This window comes from Mucilaginibacter sp. R-33, assembly GCF_049949235.1.
In the GTDB taxonomy this organism is placed as follows: Bacteria; Bacteroidota; Bacteroidia; order Sphingobacteriales; family Sphingobacteriaceae; genus Mucilaginibacter.
This window is the reverse complement of record NZ_CP188089.1, coordinates 5,598,734-5,616,101: the sequence shown is the minus strand read 5'-3', so window position 1 is coordinate 5,616,101 and position 17,368 is coordinate 5,598,734. Positions and strand designations below refer to the sequence as shown.

The following is a 17,368-nucleotide window of genomic DNA, read 5'->3' as shown; positions in this document are numbered from 1 at the left end:
GGCTTATCATCCGGCGCTTTTCTTTTTAACAAATCATCGTAACTTAATCAGCTAATTCAAAAACTGCAAACTGCAAACTGCAAACTGCAAACTGCAAACTGCAAACTGCAAACTGCAAACTGCAAACTGCACTACTGCCCCACCATAAATACTGCATTACTGAACAACAGCTTACCGTTTTCCCAGAAGCTACGGAACAACGGATCATCAACCATATAAACTACCGAACCGCGGCCCATAGGCTGTACGCCAAGCAACAATCCGTTGTTGATCTTCTTTTTTGATTCTGCACCAACGAAGCCCGATACATAGCCATCCTTTTTTATGGTGCCCACGTTCCAGCCATCATCGCCCGAAAAAAGGTCGTAGATATCGTCGTTCAGCTTTAACGAATAGTAATAATCAGGCAAACCGAAACCAAGCGGATGTGTATTATCAAGGTTCAGTTTATAAATAGCACCGGGGATGGACTCGCTAAGCGCTAACCGGTCGCGATCTCCATATAATTTAACGGTTTTATCCTTGTCCTTTTCTTTATCCTTGTCTTCTTTTTTCTCTTCCTTATGCTTAATCAGGAAGCCTTTTTTATCAACCAGTAATGATACAGCATTATCCACGGCTATCAGCTTACCGCCATCACGGATCCAGTTCTGTAATTTCTCTGAAGGAAAATCTTCATAACGCCCATCGGGACAAATCACTACGTCAAACTCGCCCAGTTTTGTGCGACTTAAATCCTGGTACCTTATTAAAGTGACCGGATATCCAATTTGTGCCTCAAACAAATGCCAAACCTCACCCATTGCTTCGGAGTTTATACCATCTCCGGCAATCAATGCTATTTTAGGCTGATGGATATACCTTACCGCATCCGAACCGATATCCGATCCTTTATCAACAAAGCCTGTTGAAATAGGGGTGATCTCCTGATTAAGTGATGCAGCGGTTTGAGTAACCACCTGGTCAAAATCGGCCAGATCGTTGCCTGCACGGGTAACAATTAATGAACCTGCTGTGAATTGCCTGCCCCCTGCTTCAAATGGCTTTTCGGCATAACGCACTTTAATCTTCTTTTTAAGCAAAGCGGCCAAAAATTTCACATCGTTAACCGATTGCCATGCCGATACATAAGCATAGGCATGGGTATTTACCAGCGGCTTAGGTGCAGCAACACTCCACTCGGTGCTGGCAGGCTTAAATGATTCTTTTAACCCATAGGCCTTTAAACCATAAGCGTATGGAAGCGACCATGCTGTAATATCATATGTATTAGAGTCCGGGATAAAAGTTTTGGGCTCCAAAAGCACATGCAGTAATACTGCTTTAGGCTGATAGGCATTAACTACCAGATCGTTTGCGCCAACATTATATTGCTCCGTTTTTTGGGTAACATAGTTAAAGCCAGTAACGGTTTTATTAGCTAAGCCAAAACCATACTGGATGCCGTTGCGGCCCAGCATTTTTGCCAACGCGTTAATTTTATTATTGTTATCGTTTTTAATAACATAGGTTTTGTAATCGCCCGGGGGATTGGCCCGACTGTTGTCAAAAAACTTTTTATACTCATCCAAAAGCTTTTGAGTATTTAACGCGGCTATTTCAAGCGTGCTTAAACTTGTTGAATGGTGATGGGCCACACGTTGCACCAAGGTAAGGGTATCGCCACTGCGGGTAACCACAGCCAAACCGGCACTGATACCACCTTGCTCATACGTCATGCCGATAGAGCCATTGTATAAAGGATAAGTATCGCCATATGATGGGTACAGTAAATCAAACTCGTATTTTGTAAAATACATCCAGCCGTTCTGGTCAAAGTACTTGGCATTGTTTTTACCAATGGTGATCTGGAACTGGCGTTGCCATTGGGTAATATCTTTATGGTAAGGCTCGGCAGCAGGGGCAAAGTAATAAGGTGCGTTGTAACCCTGCTCATGGTAGTCAACATGAACCTGCGGCAGCCATTGGTTGTATAAGCCTACGCGGGCCTGGGTTTCTTTTTGCTGCTGCCAGGCCCAATCACGGTTAAGGTCAAAATAAAAATGGTTTACCCTGCCTCCCGGCCACGGTTCAACGTGCTCGCGCGATGTTGGGCTGGGATCTGGCGCAGCGCCAACTACCGAATTATAAAAATTAACATAGCGGTCGCGCCCATCGGGGTTTAAACAAGGATCGATAACAACAACCATATTTTTAAGCCAGGCTTTAGTAGCAGCATTTGCCGGATCAACCATGTCAAACAAAGTCCACATCGAAGCTTCGCTTGATGCAGGCTCGTTACCATGTACATTATAGCTTAGCCAGGTAACAACAGGCATGGCAGTGCTGCCGCCACCGCTTTCAATCCCGGCCAGTTTAAGGTTATTATGACGGATCTCTTCCAGCCTGCCAATATTTTCATCAGAAGCGATGAACATCGCCAGTAAAGGCCGGCCCTCGTTGGTAGTACCAAACTGCTGAAGTTTTACATTTTTTGAAACCGACGCAACGTATCTAAAATATTCGGCGATACGATAATGTGGAGTAAAATGCTCACCCAGTTTATAACCCAGGAACTCCTGCGGCGATTGGATCTTTTGCGCAAAGGCCGGGCAAAAAAAACTTACAAATACAAAAAGGAGTAAATGTTTTTTTATCATAAATAAATAATAGATATATAGGAGAAAAGAGATAAGCTAATATGCAGAAAAATATTGGCAAATTGTTAGATGTGCAAATTTCAGATGTGCAGATATGTAAATGATTAGAAAATACACTGAATTTATTTATAAAAACACAAAACAAATAGGATGCGCATTATCTAAAATTTGCACATCTGAAATCCGCACATTTATAATCTGAAATCTGCACATTTGCATATCTGCAATTAACAAACATGACACCTATCCAGGCCCTGCAAAAATACTTTGGTTATAGTACCTTCAGGCATGAGCAGGAGGCTATCATTCAAAATATACTTAAGGGGCAGGATGTAATGGCGCTGATGCCTACCGGTGGCGGCAAATCATTGTGCTACCAGTTACCTGCTGTTCTGCTCGATGGGCTGACCATTGTAATATCACCGCTTATTGCGCTGATGAAAGACCAGGTAGATAGCCTGAACGTTAACGGCATCCCTGCGGCTTTCCTCAATTCGTCGTTAAATCCCGAGGAAACGAGGGTGCTTGTAAACCGGCTCCGAAACAATGAGATCAAACTACTTTACCTTGCCCCCGAACGTTTGTTCAGTGCCGAAAGCAAAGAAAATAAAGAAAGTAAGCTTATTCCTTTTTTAAAAACGCTGAAAGTTGCACAGATAGCTATTGACGAGGCACATTGTATCTCCTCTTGGGGACATGATTTCAGGCCTGAGTATTTAATGCTTGCCGGGCTTAAGGAAGAGTTTCCGTCGGTGCCGGTTATAGCACTTACGGCTACAGCCGATAAGCTTACGCAAAAAGATATCCTTGAAAAGCTCAACCTTCATAAGCCGGCAATATTTGTATCCTCATTTAACAGGGCAAATATTACTTACCGCGTGGCGCCTAAAAAGAACAGCTTTAAACAGCTCATCGCCTTTTTAAATGAACATAAGGATGAGTCGGGGATTATTTATTGCCTATCCCGCAAATCTACCGAGGCATTGGCCGAGGATTTAAAAGGTGAAGGCTTTGCTGCAGAAGCCTACCATGCCGGATTAAGCAACGAAATAAAAGCCCGTAACCAGGAAGCATTTTTGCGAGATGATATCAAAATCATTGTAGCTACCATCGCCTTTGGTATGGGCATCAATAAATCAAACGTGCGTTATGTAGTGCATGTTGATCTGCCTAAAAACATTGAAGGCTATTACCAGGAAACAGGCCGGGCAGGGCGCGATGGGCTTCCATCGGAAGCATTGTTGCTTTACTCGCCCGGCGATGCAATGAAATTGCAGGCTTTTGCCAAAGTAGAAGGCAATGAGCAGCAAAGCCGCATCATGCTTAATAAGCTTAATGATATGGTTAAATATTGCCAGCTGCTATCGTGCCGCAGGCAATACCTGATGAAATACTTCGACGAAGAATTCCCGGCCAAATGCGGCTCATGCGATGTTTGCTTAACCGAATATAAACGTTTTGATGGCACGCTGATCGCTCAAAAAGCGCTCTCGGCGGTAGCCCGGTTAAATGAACGTTTCGGGGCTAACTATGTAATAGATTTTTTGCGGGGATCAAAAAGCGATAAGATCCGTGAAGAACATAAGCAGTTAAAAACCTACGGTATCGGTGCAGATATCAGCAAGGCCGACTGGCAGCACCACATCCGCGAGTTGATTAGTATGGGCTATCTGCAAACCGCCGGCGATGAATACCCGGTATTAAAACTTACCGCGCAGAGCACCGACGTATTAAAGGGCGGGCAAAAGGTTGAGTTTATTGAGATAGAAAAAGTTGAAGAGGTTCACCATGAAGAAAACCTGCCTTATGAGATTCCGTTATTCAACCGGTTAAGGGAAGTTAGGCGGGGCATTGCCGAGGGTGAAAATGTACCGGCTTATGTTATTGTATCCGATGCTACACTGCAGGAAATGGCTACCTACCTACCGCAAAGTTTGGATGAACTGCGAATGATTTCTGGTTTTGGCGATATTAAACTGGCCCGTTATGGTCGCGAACTGCTTGAACCGGTTAAGATTTATTGTGCTGAAAAAGGCCTCGGCTCAAAAATAAAACAGAAATCGCCTAAACGGGAGCGGAAGGCGAAATCACCGGGGCAAACCAAATCTTCTTCGCGAAGCAATGATACTAAAGCCGAAACGTTTAACCTATATCGCTCCGGAAAAACCGTTGCCGAAATAGCTGCTGAGCGCGGGTTCACTACAGCTACCATAGAAACACACCTGAGTTATTATGTACAAAACGGCGATCTGGATATCACCGAAATAGTTCCGCAGAAAAAGATCGCTGTTATTGCCGACGCCGTTGAAAGTTATGGAACTGAAAGACTATCGCCCTTAAAAGAAGTTTTAGGCGATGATTACAGCTACGGTGAAATCAAAGCTGTAATTGGCTGGATGAACAAGGGGGAATAATTTTTGTTAAGTTTGAAAGAACAATCTTGCGCTCGTTTGCAACGAGCGCTTAAAATGGGCTTGCGTTTAAAACGCAAGCCCGGCGATACAATCGCCGAGCCACGTTAAGCACTCGTTGCAAACGTGCGCAAGCTAATGATGACATATTTTTGAATTGTATTTGTTCAACACACATGACTACCACAACCCAACTGTACGATATATACCTCAAACACCCCGTAATTAGCACCGACACCCGGAAGATCGTGCCTGGCAGTCTGTTCTTCGCCCTCAAAGGCGATAAGTTTGACGCCAACACTTTTGCACAAAAAGCAGTTGAGGCCGGTGCAGCTTACGCAGTAATTGACAACGCCGAATATCAACTGGGCGAACAGTATTTATTGGTTGAGGATGTTTTAACTACCTTGCAGGATTTAGCGCGTTATCATCGCCGTCAGCTTGACATCCCGGTTATCGGACTTACAGGTACCAACGGCAAAACCACCACCAAAGAACTGATCAATGCCGTATTATCGCAGCATTTTAAAACCCAGGCTACCCAAGGCAATTTAAATAACCATATTGGTGTACCACTTACCATTTTAACCATTGATGCCAGCCACGAGGTGGCCGTTATTGAAATGGGGGCCAATCACCAAAAAGAGATCGAGCTGCTTTGCAGCATTGCTCAACCATCGCTTGGCTTAATTACCAATGTTGGTAAAGCGCATCTGGAAGGTTTTGGCGGAGTTGAAGGTGTAAAGAAGGGTAAAGGAGAGTTGTATGATTATTTTGCCCCCCTGCCCCCTAAAGGGAGAGTAAGCAAAACAGATGGTGCTGTCTTTATCAATAGCGATGATACTGTTTTAATGGAGATGGCTGCGGCCCGTCGTTTGCGTCATGTGGAGTATTATGGTACTGATGCCATTGATAATCTCATTAGCGGTGAACTGTTGGAAAACTCTCCCTTACTTACTTTGGAGTGGACCAATAATAAAACCGGCGACAGCTATCAAGTTAAAACCCAGCTAACTGGTACTTATAACCTGCCCAATATTTTAGTAGCCATATGTATCGGAACATATCTCGGTTTACCGGCTAATGAAATCAACGCCGGTATCGAGGGTTATCAGCCTAAAAACAACCGCTCGCAAATTGTACAAACGGCTACCAATACGCTTATCTGCGATTATTACAATGCCAACCCAAGCAGCATGTTTGTGGCTATTGAAAACGTGGGCAAAATAGAGGCTAAAAGGAAGGTGCTTATTTTGGGCGATATGTTTGAAATGGGGCCGGAAGCGGCTGTTGAACATGCATCTGTTATCAGCAAAGCGATGGACACCCCTGTTGATGAACGCATCTTTATCGGAAAGGATTTTTTAGGTGCTTCGCAGTCCGTGGACCGTGGACCATGGACCATGGACAAGTTTTATGAAACTGCCGAAGATGCCATTGCTGCTTTGAAAGCACAGCCTATTACCAATTCAACTATCCTGATCAAAGGATCAAGAGGAATGGCTTTAGAGCGGTTGGTGGAATTGTTTTAAACTAATCACTTAATCTTTATCGACTCTACTGTTTTTTTAAACTTAACAAGGTAATTGCTTGTATTGCTGTAAGCACTTCCCATAAAAAGAAGACTGGAATTTTCACCTACCAATGCTACCTGGTACATTACGCCAGCCGTTCCGTTAAGTGTTGTTTTAGTATTTAAAACATAGGCAGTATAATTACCTATTTTGGTTTTGCTTATTGTTTTATTGTCAAGCTTGATACCCTTTTTTTCGTATCGCCAAAGCATATCATTGGCAAACTCATTCGCTTTCTCTTCCGTAACTTTAGGGAGTGACGCAATGATAAAAGAATTGGCCAGTGAGTTGTTCACATCAGCTTTACCATTTTCATTATACATAAACATATTTGAAGCGGTCATAGCATATTGAAAATTGGTGATGGAATGATCAAATTCAAAATTAGCCAATTCCAGCGGATCTGATTTCAATTCCTTGTCATAGTAAACTGATCTCAAGATATCTAATAACTCCTTTTTTCCTTGTCCGTCTGCTGTTTTACAAACGCCCGCAATCAAGGTAACAAATGTTTCGTCACCAAAAACTAACATCACTTTTATTTCGTCGGGATATTTGGAAGGTCCATCGCCAAAAATGCCGTCAAACTGATTTAATTTAATGCCTTTTACAACATCAATTTTTGCCCCTTTGGCTTCAATTGCTTCCCTCGTAAAACCAGTCTTGGCATTATTAAAATTTGCAGCAGTTGATTCAACAACTTGTATATACAACTTATCATTTTTTTGATAGCGGGCCAACTCTTTTATATACCGATAATCTTTAGGTATCTGCATATAAACCTTAGTTCCGGTTATTCTTACAAGCTTACCGGACTTAACTGTATGTATTTGATTGGGAAATTCACTCTCAGTTTGAGCAAATGAATAAAGTGCAAAAAGGGTAAGGATCAGGCTAAAGAATATTTTCATAAAAACGCCATGTTGGAACAGCGCTTTAAAATTAAAGCAAAATATCAAGAGCAAAAAATATTTAATAAGTGGAGTGTCCAACAGTCCAAAGGATCAACAGGGATGGCTTTGGAACGGCTGGTGGAGTTGTTTTAAGTTTTCAAAGTAAAGACGCATCACATGCGTCTCCCATGAGGACAGGTAAGCAATCAGCGCAAAACCAGTCATTCGGGAGACGCATGTGATGCGTCTCTACGTTTCTAAATCAATCTTTATTCCCTCCGCAAACTATCAACCGGGTTAGCCAGCGCGGCCTTAACCGATTGAAAACTGATAGTGATAAAGGCAATCAATAGGGCAATCACGGCAGCTAATACAAAGGCTGTCCAGCTTATGCCAACTCGGTAAGCAAATTCATCAAGCCAGTGGCTCATGGCCAGCCAGGCAATCGGGAAAGCCACAACGATAGCAATAAGCACCAGCTTAATAAAATCTTTTGCTAACAAGGCAACAACATTTGTTACGGTAGCACCCAAAACTTTCCGCACACCAATTTCGCGGGTACGTACCTGAGCGGTGTAAGCTGCCAAACCAAGCAGGCCAAGGCAGGAGATTAAAATAGCTATCCCCGCAAAATAGTTAAACAATGTACCTTCCCGCTGTTCGCCCTGGTAAAGTTTGTTGAATATGTCATCCAGGAAAGTGTAACCAAACGGAAATTGCCCATTGTATTGTTTAAACTCTTTTTCGGCAGCTGCTATGGCTTTTGGCGCACCATCGCCGGTTGTTTTAATATACAGTGAAGCATACGTATCCGGGGCGTAGAAAAACACCATCGGCCCAATTTTTTCACGCATACTTGCAAAATGGAAATCCTTTACCACGCCTATGATTGTCCCTTCGGTTTTACGTAACCTGAAACGTTTGCCAATCGGGTCTTTCATGCCCAACTCCTTAATTGCCGCCTCATTCAGTATATAATGAGCCGAATCACTCACCGAGCCATCAAAACCGCGACCTGCAGCCATTTTTATCTTGAAAAAAGAAATAAAATCTTTATCAATTCCTTGGGGATGTACAATAAACGTTTGACCGGTGGCTTTACCATCCCAATCGTTATCGCCGGAAATACCACCATTATTAACAATATTGCCGCTTGAACGCGTTACGGCTTCAACACCCGGTTGTTTCAAAAGTTCGGCTTTAACAGCATCATAATGATCTTTCATATCGCGCATCCAAAAAGCAAACACGTGACTTTTATCATAGCCTAAATTTTTTGACCGGATGTAATTAAGCTGGCTGGTGATCACAATGGTACTGATGATCAATACTACTGAAAAGGTAAACTGCACCACTACCAGGATCTTACGGAAAAGCACATCTCCAATACCATTGGAGATTTTACCCTTGAGTGCTTTTAATGGTTCAAAAGATGAAAGCAGTAGCGCCGGGTAAATACTGGACAATACAAGTGTAGCAGTGATGGTACCCGCAATAACCAACCAGATATGGTAGTTGGAAAGATTAAATACCAGTTGCTTACCCGCAATTTCATTAAATACAGGAATTACGTTATAAATTACCAACACTGCTAAAACCGACGAAAGGATAAACAGCAAAGCTGTTTCTACCACAAACTGCATAAACAATTGTGTTTTTGCCGCGCCGATGATCTTTCGCATGCTTATTTCCTTGGCGCGCAGCGTGGCCCGCGCGGTTGAAAGGTTAACATAGTTGATACAGGCAATCACTAATATTACTAAGGCGATAATGATAAAGATATGTACAGTGCTGATCCCCCGGTCGGTACCGTCCGCATTATAAAGATGCATTTTAGTTGCGGGCAGCAAGAGGTAATCGGCATCGGTATCTTCAGGCTTCCGTTTCAGGTGAACTTTATTCAAATCGGCCGATAGCTTTTTTAAAGAAGTGCCCGGTTTCAACAACAAATAGGTTTCATAAGCGTAATTGCTGAAATCATGGTTCAGATCAACCTTATTGTTGGTAAACATATATTTGATATGATAGCTCATGGACATGATCATATCATAATTAATGCTTGAGTTAAGCGGGAAATCATCAATAACGCCCGATACAGTAAAATTCTCTTTATTATCGGCCACAATAACTTTTCCTAAAGCATCTTCATTACCGAAATATTTTTTTGCCGTTCTTTTTGTAATCACTACGGAATTATCGTTCGTAAAAGGCTTTGCCTTGTTACCTTCAATCAGCGGAAAATCAAAAACAGTAAACAGGGAGGGATCAGCAAAGCCTACCGCCTGCTCGTTAAAAATTTTATCCTGGTATTTAAATAATGAGAAAAACCAGTTATTGGTTATGCGCACCTGATCTTGCACAACGGGCAGTTCCTGTTTAGCCAGCGGCCCCATCGGTGCCACTGTTGTTTGCCAGATCTGTTTGCTGGCCCCTGTACCGCCAAAAAGCTCTACCCGGTAAATATTTGATGCGTTTTTATGAAAGCTATCAAAGCTAAATTCGTCCTGCACCCAAAGCAGGATCAGGATCCCAATGGCGAGGCCCAGGGTTAACCCGGCAATATTGATCACCGAATAAAACTTATTGCGGACAAGGTTCCGCCAGGCGGTTTTGATATAGTTCTTCAGCATAAAAATCCGTTTTATTTAATTGTGTGGCATGCAAAACAGTGCCAATATCACAAATAGCTACATGTCAACAACTTAAATGAAAGCAACAGCACATTATCGTTCGGATACGGACAATTGGGTGTTCATTTATGTAACGCAAGCATCACTCAGTTCTTAAGCTCTTAATAGGGTTCACGGTTGCGGCTTTGATAGATTCATAGCTAACCGTAAGCCAGGCTATACCCAAAGCTGACCCCGATGCCACCAAGAATATCAGCCAGCTAACATTAATATGATAAGCAAATCCAGCCAGCCAGGTATTTGCCGCGTACCACGCAACCGGTAATGCTATACAGATAGCTATCAGGATCAACCTGGTAATTCCGGATGATAATAAATAAACCAGGTTAAATACCGATGCGCCCAATACCTTGCGTACGCCTATTTCCCTGGTACGCTGTTCGGCAATAAACGCCGATAAACCGTATAAACCAAGACATGAAATAAAAATGCCTATTGCCGCAAATAGTTTAAAAATATTACCCATCTGCTGCTCTCCATGGTAAAGGCTTGCCATTTGCTGGTCAACAAAATTGAAGCTGAAAGGATAAGCAGGACTAATTTCTTTACTCATTTTCTCCAGAGCCTTTATAGTTGCAAAGGTTGCTCCGGGCTTAGTTCGTATAACCATTGTACCACCGCCACCTGTTAAAGCAATGATCAAGGGTTCGATGGCCGACTGGGCAGGTTTAAAATTAAAATCTTTAACCACACCAATAATAATACTTGGTTTGTTGTGCAATGTCATCGGTTTGCCAATGGCTGCTGCAGGATCAGTAAAGCCCATCAAGCCCAGTAGCTTTTGGTTAATGACACAATTATTTGAATCGGTTTTGATCGACTCGGAAAAGAAACGACCTGCCAGTAGCTTCAATCCGAATAGATGGGCAAAATTCTCACTTACATATAACCCGGGTGTCGGGTTACCAAGTGTTTTGGGATCCTTGCCCGGCCATGAAACGTTTGCGCCGGCTCCCACATCTATAGGAAGTTCGTTGGTAATAGCAAAATCACTGGTGAGCGGATTTTGCCGTAGCTCATTTCTCAGCAAAGCTTCTTTATCTACCATGTCACCGTTCATATCCATATATAAAAGACTGGATTTGTTAAAGCCGGGATTTCTTTCTCGTACAAACTTAAGTTGCTGGTAAATAACTATCGTACCTATCAGTAAAACCACCGAAACAACAAACTGGGTAACCACCAAAGCGTGGCGAAAAATTAAATTACCACCCATTGATTTCACATTCCCCTTAAGCACTTTAACAGGGTTGAAACCGGATAAAAACAGCGCCGGGTAACTGCCCGATATCACCCCCGTTACCAAGGCAATACACAGCAAACTAAGCCAGAGCTTCGCATCACCGAAATTAACTGCGAGTTGCTTACCAACTAACTGATTAAACTGTGGCAGAACTAAAATCACTATCCAAAGTGCCAGCAACAACGATAAAAGCAATGAACACGGCTTCACTTAAAAACTGGAATATCAATTGAAACCTTTGCGCTCCGGCTACTTTACGCAAACCAATTTCCTTAGCCCTTCGGGCCGAACGCGCAGTAGCCAGGTTCATGAAATTGATACAGGCAACGGCAAGTATTAAAATAGCTACAACAAAAAACATTTTTAGGTACAGCGCATTACCGTGTCCGGGTAAATCCATCTCTATCGCCGGGGCCATGTGAATTTGGGTAACGGGTTGAAGATGGAACGCACTTTTCATTTGTGGTTCGTATTTATGATAGATCTGAAAAATCTGACTTTCCAATTTTTTTAAATTGGCAGGGCTTGGGTCAAAATTTTTATCTAACTGAACATAAGTATGAAAATAGGGCGCCTCCCATTGGTATTTTTCCACCTTAGGGTTAGCTTTGTATAACGCTGCCGTTGGCATTACAAAATCAAATTGCATGTGCGAGTTAGCAGGGACGTTGGCTAAAACCCCGGTCACTATTACGTTTTCACTATTGTCTTTCTTTAAAAACCTACCAACGGGATTTTGATCGCCAAAATATTTCGCGGCTGTTGCTTCTGTTATTAAAACGCCATCTATTTGCTTTAGAGCTTCTGCACGATCACCTTTTACAAGCGGAAATGAAAATACATCCAGGAAATTAGGATCGGCATAAATTACTTTGTCTTCTATAAACCTTTTATCGTTGGCTTCAAACAGGTAACTCTTCGGGCTGATGCGCACCGCATTTCTAACAACCGGCAATTGTGATTTTACGGATGCGGCCATTGCGGTAGGGGTACCGGCCACAGTTAAACCATCAACATCCCAGTTTATACGGTATAATTGCCCTGCATTTTTATGGAACTGATCATAACTTGTTTCGTTTTGTACCCAAAGCAATATCAGGATACTTGCTGCAAGGCCAACAGCTAAACCTGATATATTAATAATAGAATAAGCTTTATCCTTAATTAAATTGCGGTAGGCAAGTTTAAAGTAAGTTCTGATCATGATTACAAAGGCTAAGGGTTACTAACGAAGATCTGGGATTTTGTGTCTTCAAAATTCGAGCCATGATATAAACCATTAATAATCAATTTATTAAAAACATGGACAGATAATATCGTTCGGATACGTTACAACGGGTGTACGAATTTAAAATTCCGCATCAGATGAAATAGCTCAGGAAAATTGAAACGCGGGCACCCGGAGGGCAATCAACCTTCAAAAACAGGAGTTATCATGTTGTGATTAACCAGGATCCGCATCAGCATCTCAACCGAAAAATCGCGCGTTATATCAATACTGATAAAATCTGTTTCTCCATTTTTCACCTCGCATGCATCGCGGTCAAAATACAATACCAATCCGCGCATGCTGCCCGAAATAATAACGATCCGCTCATTATTAATAAGCTTAAAACTATTGCGGGTGCGCTTAAAAAAGCTGCAAAGGTTTTTAATATGCCGATAGGTAAGTAATGAAATGATCATGCTGTCAGCTTTTAATAATGGTGGCCAGTCGCTGCCTTATAATGATTTCTTTAACACAGGCAGGCAGCAAACTGTTTAATAAAACAAGCATCCGGTTTACCACACCCGGGATGATCTCTTTTTTCCCTTTCAGCAAACCATCCACCGCTATACGTGCTACGTGCCCGGGCTCCATAATGGTTGCCTTTGATATGCCTTTGAGTTTATTATTCATTACCAGCAACTCGGGCTTGGTATTGATCCCTCCAGGACTAAGCAAGCTGATCTTCACATTTGAGCCATGAAGTTCCAGCTGCAAACATTTGGTAAAATACCTGATAAATGATTTGGTAGCACCGTAAACCTGCTTTTTAGGCACCACAAACAAGCCGCCCAAACTCCCTACATTCAATATATAAGAGGTAGCAGAGACATCGGCCTGGGCCAGGAACAAGCGTGTAAGCAGTACAGGTGTAATCACGTTCAGTTCAATTTGCTTTTTATAAAACCCAATGTTCAAATCTTCAAACCACGACCAGTTACCTAAACCCGCATTATTGATGAGCAGGTGGGCCGTAATTTGCTCATCACTAAGGTAATTAAAAACTGCAGGGTAACTTTCGGCAAGTGTTAAATCAATTTCCAAATAATTCACTTTAACCTCAAAGTTTTTACGGACAAAGGATGCCAGCTCAGGCAATCCGGTAGCTGGCAATGATACCAGTACCAGGTTTATTTGCCGCGACGCCAGTTCAATGGCAAACGATTTACCCAACCCTTCGCTGGCTCCGGTTATAATGGCTGTCTGATCTATCATGCTTCAGGCTTGTTGAAGGTAATTAATGGTTTTATGCATCCCCTCTGTAAAAGGGGTTATCCGGTAACCAAGCTGCGTTATGGCCTTATTGCTGCTGTATTTTTGATCATACTTTAAACGTTCGGCAAACTCAGGCAAAAAGAAAGGGCGCAGCCCGGTAAGCTGTGATTTAAGCTTTTCAAAATGGCTATAAAATTCAATAGCCTTTAACGGCAGATGAATGAGACGATGTTGTTTACCTGATACCTGATGTACTGTTTTGAAAAAATCATTAAAACTAATATCCTCTCCGCCTAAAATATAGCGTTCGCCGCTGGTTCCATTATTCATAGCCGCCAAATGTCCATCAACCACATCGGTTAAAAAAGCATAATTGGCTACCTGTTCGCCATTGCCAGGAATAAAATGCCATTTGCCGCGTAAATAGGCCGAAACCATTTTACCTACTGTATTACTTTCGGTAAAAGGCCCTTCGCCATATACGCGTGATGGATTTACTGTAACGATGTATATCCCTCCCTGCTTTGCAAAATTTTTCACTTCAAGCTCGGCCAGGTATTTGGTACGCTCGTAAGCAATGGGGAAACCAGCTATTCTTGGATCATTCTCGCTCATGGGATGTTTTACTGTTGGGCCCCAAACACCGCAGGTTGATGTGTAAACTATTTTCTGTACACCGGCACCTGCCGCAACTTCAAGCACGTTACGGGTACCAACAACATTGGTTTCATGGTAATCATCGGGGTTACGGCACCACATTTTGGCCATGGCGGCTGTATGATACACCTGCTGGCAGCCCTGCATTGCCCTGCCCAGGCTTTGCCGGTACAGGATATTGCCTGTAACCGGTTCAATATTTTTATGCTTTATTAAACATGGATGATCGGTATTACGGCATAAGGCTTTAACATCATAACCATGCATAGCCAGCGACAACGTGAGCTGCCTGCCAATAAACCCTGTTGCCCCGGTTACTAAAACTTTCATACAGGTATTACAACATCACTATTGTTTACCCCTACGTATGGAAAAGAATTTTTAAATCATTTTTTAACCTATAGTTTTAATGCGGTAAATATTTAAATTTGGCTTATTACTTTTTAATAAGCCTTACCTATATGAACATGTACCAGGACCCACATAGTACGTTTGCCGGTTTTTCGCCAGAAGAGTTGGGATTTTTACAGCACGCCACCCCCGATCTGACAGAAAGCCAGAAAAAATATTTTTACATGGTTTATAGCAATAAGCGCAAAAACTCGCAGGATATATTGTTATTTACCTTGCTTGGTTTTGTAGGTTTTGCCGGCATTCAGCGCTTTGTATTAGGCCAGATTGGGATGGGTATTGTTTATTTGCTAACAGTAGGTTTTTGCTGGATTGGCACTATTGTGGATTTGATCAACAATAAGTCGATAACTTTGGAGTATAATAAGAATATGGCTTATGAAAGCTACCAAATGGCTAAAATGAGCAGCTAAACAAAGCCGTTATTTATCTCTAAAAAAACTTAATGAAACTATCTGCCTTAACCGCTTACCTTGAAAGCCTCGCACCGCTCAACTATCAGGAAGATTATGACAATTCTGGCCTGATCGTTGGCAACCCGGAGCAGGAGGTAAGCCAGGCCCTGGTCTCGCTTGATTGCACCGAAGCTGTGGTTGATGAAGCCATCGCCACCGGCTGCCAGGTGATCATATCTCACCACCCTATAATATTTAAAGGGCTCAAGAAATTCAACGGTAAAACTTATGTAGAACGCGTGGTTGAAAAAGCTATCCGTAAAGGTATTGCTATATACGCTATTCACACCAACCTGGATAGCATCATGACCGGTGTTAATGCCCGCATTTGCGAAACTTTGGGTTTAAAAAACACCCGCATACTTTTGCCAAAACATAACCTTATCAAAAAGCTGGTTACCTATGTTCCGTTAAGCCATGCCGACGCTGTGCGCGACGCATTGTTTAATGCAGGAGCAGGCAACATTGGCAATTACAGCGAGACCAGCTTTAATGCCGAAGGTACCGGAACATTCAAGGGTAATGAAGCCGCTAACCCTTATGTTGGTGAAGCGGGCAAACGCCACAAGGAAAATGAAGTAAGGATAGAAACCGTATATCCGGCCAATTTGGAGAGCAAGATCCTGATGGCTTTGATCCTGGCCCATCCGTATGAAGAAGTTGCCTATGATCTTTACAATTTAACCAACCAGCACCAGCAGGTAGGCTCGGGTATGATAGGCGAGTTGGAAATGCCGCTTAATGAAGAAAGTTTCCTGTTTCATGTAAAGGATAAGATGCGCACGCATGTGATACGGCATACTAAATTATTGGGCAAACACGTTAAAAAAGTAGCTGTGTGCGGCGGTTCGGGGGGCTTTTTGCTAAAGCATGCCATAGCCGCAGGGGCCGACGTTTTTATCACTGCAGATTACAAGTATCACGAGTTTTTTGATGCCGAAGGAAAGATAGTTATTGCAGATATCGGACACTTTGAGAGTGAACAATTTACGCAGCAATTATTGTATGAAATAATTAGAAAAAAATTCCCTATCTTTGCCGTCCGTTTAACAGAAGTAAATACAAACCCCGTCAAATATTTTATTTAATGGAACAAACCGTAGAACAAAAGCTTAAAGCTTTATACGAACTACAAACTATCCACACCAAGATTGACAGGATCCGCCAGGTAAGGGGCGAATTGCCAATGGAAGTTGCCGACCTTGAGGACGACGTTGCAGGCCTTGAAACCCGCATCCAAAAGATCAAAGGTGAACTTGACGATGTGGAAGATGACATAGTTACCCGTAAAAACCTGATCAAAGAAGCTCAGGCGAACATCAAAAAATACGAAGGCCAGCTTAACGAGGTTAAAAACAACCGCGAATATGATGCTATCTCAAAAGAAATTGAGATCCAGGGCTTAGATATACAGGTGAGTGAAAAGAAGATCCGTGAATACGGTTTCGAAATCACCAACAAAACCCAGGTTTACGAAAAAGCATTGGCCGATCTGGAAGCCCGTCAGGCCGACCTTGACGCCAAGAAAGAAGAATTAGGCACCATTACTGCCGAAACCGAAAAAGAAGAGACCGAATTAAATGCCCAGGCTGCAAAAGCTATGGACAACATCGAAGAGCGTTTATTAACTGCTTACACCCGTTTACGTCAAAACGCTAAAAACGGGCTTGCAGTTGTAACCATTCAGCGTGATTCATGCTCTGGTTGCTTTAACCAAATTCCGCCTCAGCGCCAGTCAGACATCCGTCAGCGTAAAAAGATCATCGTTTGCGAGCATTGCGGACGTATCCTTGTTGACGAGCAAATGGCTTTAGAAGCTGAAGAAGCATAAGCAACCATTTATAAAATTAAATATATTAAAGGCATCCGGCGGGTGCCTTTTTTTTTGCATTTATTTAGCCGATATTTATCTC

13 protein-coding genes and 1 pseudogene are annotated in these 17,368 nt (G+C 42.6%); 6 read left to right on the top strand and 8 right to left on the bottom strand.

The window, feature by feature from the left end; all coding sequences use genetic code 11:
* Nucleotides 1–131 precede the first annotated feature (131 nt).
* Complete coding sequence (locus ACP26M_RS23325) at nucleotides 132–2,639, bottom strand: M14 metallopeptidase family protein (protein WP_373615427.1); 2,508 nt, start codon at nucleotides 2,637–2,639, stop codon at nucleotides 132–134.
* A 236-nt stretch (nucleotides 2,640–2,875) separates the two neighbouring features.
* Between ACP26M_RS23325 and recQ the strand changes: the two genes are divergently transcribed.
* The gene (gene recQ, locus ACP26M_RS23320; protein ID WP_426583702.1) at nucleotides 2,876–5,053 is read left to right on the top strand and encodes a DNA helicase RecQ; all 2,178 of its coding nucleotides are present in this window, start codon (nucleotides 2,876–2,878) and stop codon (nucleotides 5,051–5,053) included.
* 173 nt (nucleotides 5,054–5,226) lie between these two features.
* Complete coding sequence (locus ACP26M_RS23315) at nucleotides 5,227–6,582, top strand: UDP-N-acetylmuramoyl-tripeptide--D-alanyl-D-alanine ligase (protein ID WP_426583700.1); 1,356 nt, start codon at nucleotides 5,227–5,229, stop codon at nucleotides 6,580–6,582.
* A gap of 5 nt (nucleotides 6,583–6,587) precedes the next feature.
* On the opposite strand, the gene ACP26M_RS23310 is transcribed toward ACP26M_RS23315, so the two are convergent.
* The gene (locus ACP26M_RS23310; protein WP_426583698.1) at nucleotides 6,588–7,535 is read right to left on the bottom strand and encodes a hypothetical protein; all 948 of its coding nucleotides are present in this window, start codon (nucleotides 7,533–7,535) and stop codon (nucleotides 6,588–6,590) included.
* Nucleotides 7,536–7,778: 243 nt separating this feature from the next.
* Between ACP26M_RS23310 and ACP26M_RS23305 the strand changes: the two genes are divergently transcribed.
* Nucleotides 7,779–7,841, top strand: coding sequence for a YSIRK-type signal peptide-containing protein (locus ACP26M_RS23305; RefSeq protein ID WP_223266147.1), 63 nt, complete (start codon nucleotides 7,779–7,781; stop codon nucleotides 7,839–7,841).
* Here the strand turns inward: ACP26M_RS23305 and ACP26M_RS23300 are convergent.
* The 6 genes and pseudogenes from ACP26M_RS23300 to ACP26M_RS23275 form a co-directional block, all read right to left on the bottom strand.
* Nucleotides 7,835–10,147, bottom strand: a pseudogene (locus tag ACP26M_RS23300) (ABC transporter permease); the annotation flags it as partial. The gene ACP26M_RS23305 and the pseudogene ACP26M_RS23300 overlap by 7 nt on opposite strands.
* A 142-nt stretch (nucleotides 10,148–10,289) precedes the next feature.
* A complete protein-coding gene (locus ACP26M_RS23295) occupies nucleotides 10,290–11,612 on the bottom strand; it encodes an FtsX-like permease family protein (RefSeq protein ID WP_426583696.1) in 1,323 nt (440 codons plus the stop codon).
* Complete coding sequence (locus tag ACP26M_RS23290; protein ID WP_426583694.1) at nucleotides 11,587–12,654, bottom strand: ABC transporter permease; 1,068 nt, start codon at nucleotides 12,652–12,654, stop codon at nucleotides 11,587–11,589. The genes ACP26M_RS23295 and ACP26M_RS23290 overlap by 26 nt, the downstream gene beginning before the upstream one ends.
* 206 nt (nucleotides 12,655–12,860) lie before the next feature.
* A complete protein-coding gene (locus tag ACP26M_RS23285; RefSeq protein WP_188833617.1) occupies nucleotides 12,861–13,136 on the bottom strand; it encodes a hypothetical protein in 276 nt (91 codons plus the stop codon).
* Nucleotides 13,137–13,140: 4 nt separating this feature from the next.
* A complete protein-coding gene (locus ACP26M_RS23280) occupies nucleotides 13,141–13,932 on the bottom strand; it encodes an SDR family NAD(P)-dependent oxidoreductase (protein WP_426583691.1) in 792 nt (263 codons plus the stop codon).
* Nucleotides 13,933–13,935: 3 nt separating this feature from the next.
* The gene (locus tag ACP26M_RS23275) at nucleotides 13,936–14,919 is read right to left on the bottom strand and encodes an NAD-dependent epimerase/dehydratase family protein (RefSeq protein WP_426583689.1); all 984 of its coding nucleotides are present in this window, start codon (nucleotides 14,917–14,919) and stop codon (nucleotides 13,936–13,938) included.
* 131 nt (nucleotides 14,920–15,050) lie between these two features.
* Here ACP26M_RS23275 and ACP26M_RS23270 point away from each other — a divergent pair, with 131 nt between their 5' ends.
* Genes ACP26M_RS23270 through ACP26M_RS23260 form a run of 3 tightly spaced genes read left to right on the top strand, consistent with a single transcriptional unit; the run spans nucleotide 15,051 to nucleotide 17,286 of the window.
* Nucleotides 15,051–15,413 carry a TM2 domain-containing protein gene (locus tag ACP26M_RS23270; protein WP_090532206.1) on the top strand — a complete coding sequence of 121 codons (363 nt, stop codon included), beginning with the start codon at nucleotides 15,051–15,053 and terminating at the stop codon, nucleotides 15,411–15,413.
* A gap of 32 nt (nucleotides 15,414–15,445) precedes the next feature.
* On the top strand, nucleotides 15,446–16,543 hold the full coding sequence (locus ACP26M_RS23265) for a Nif3-like dinuclear metal center hexameric protein (protein WP_426583687.1): 1,098 nt from the start codon (nucleotides 15,446–15,448) through the stop codon (nucleotides 16,541–16,543).
* Nucleotides 16,543–17,286 (top strand): zinc ribbon domain-containing protein, encoded by a 744-nt coding sequence (locus ACP26M_RS23260; protein ID WP_090532210.1) that lies wholly within the window; start codon nucleotides 16,543–16,545, stop codon nucleotides 17,284–17,286. The genes ACP26M_RS23265 and ACP26M_RS23260 overlap by 1 nt, the downstream gene beginning before the upstream one ends.
* Nucleotides 17,287–17,368 lie beyond the last annotated feature (82 nt).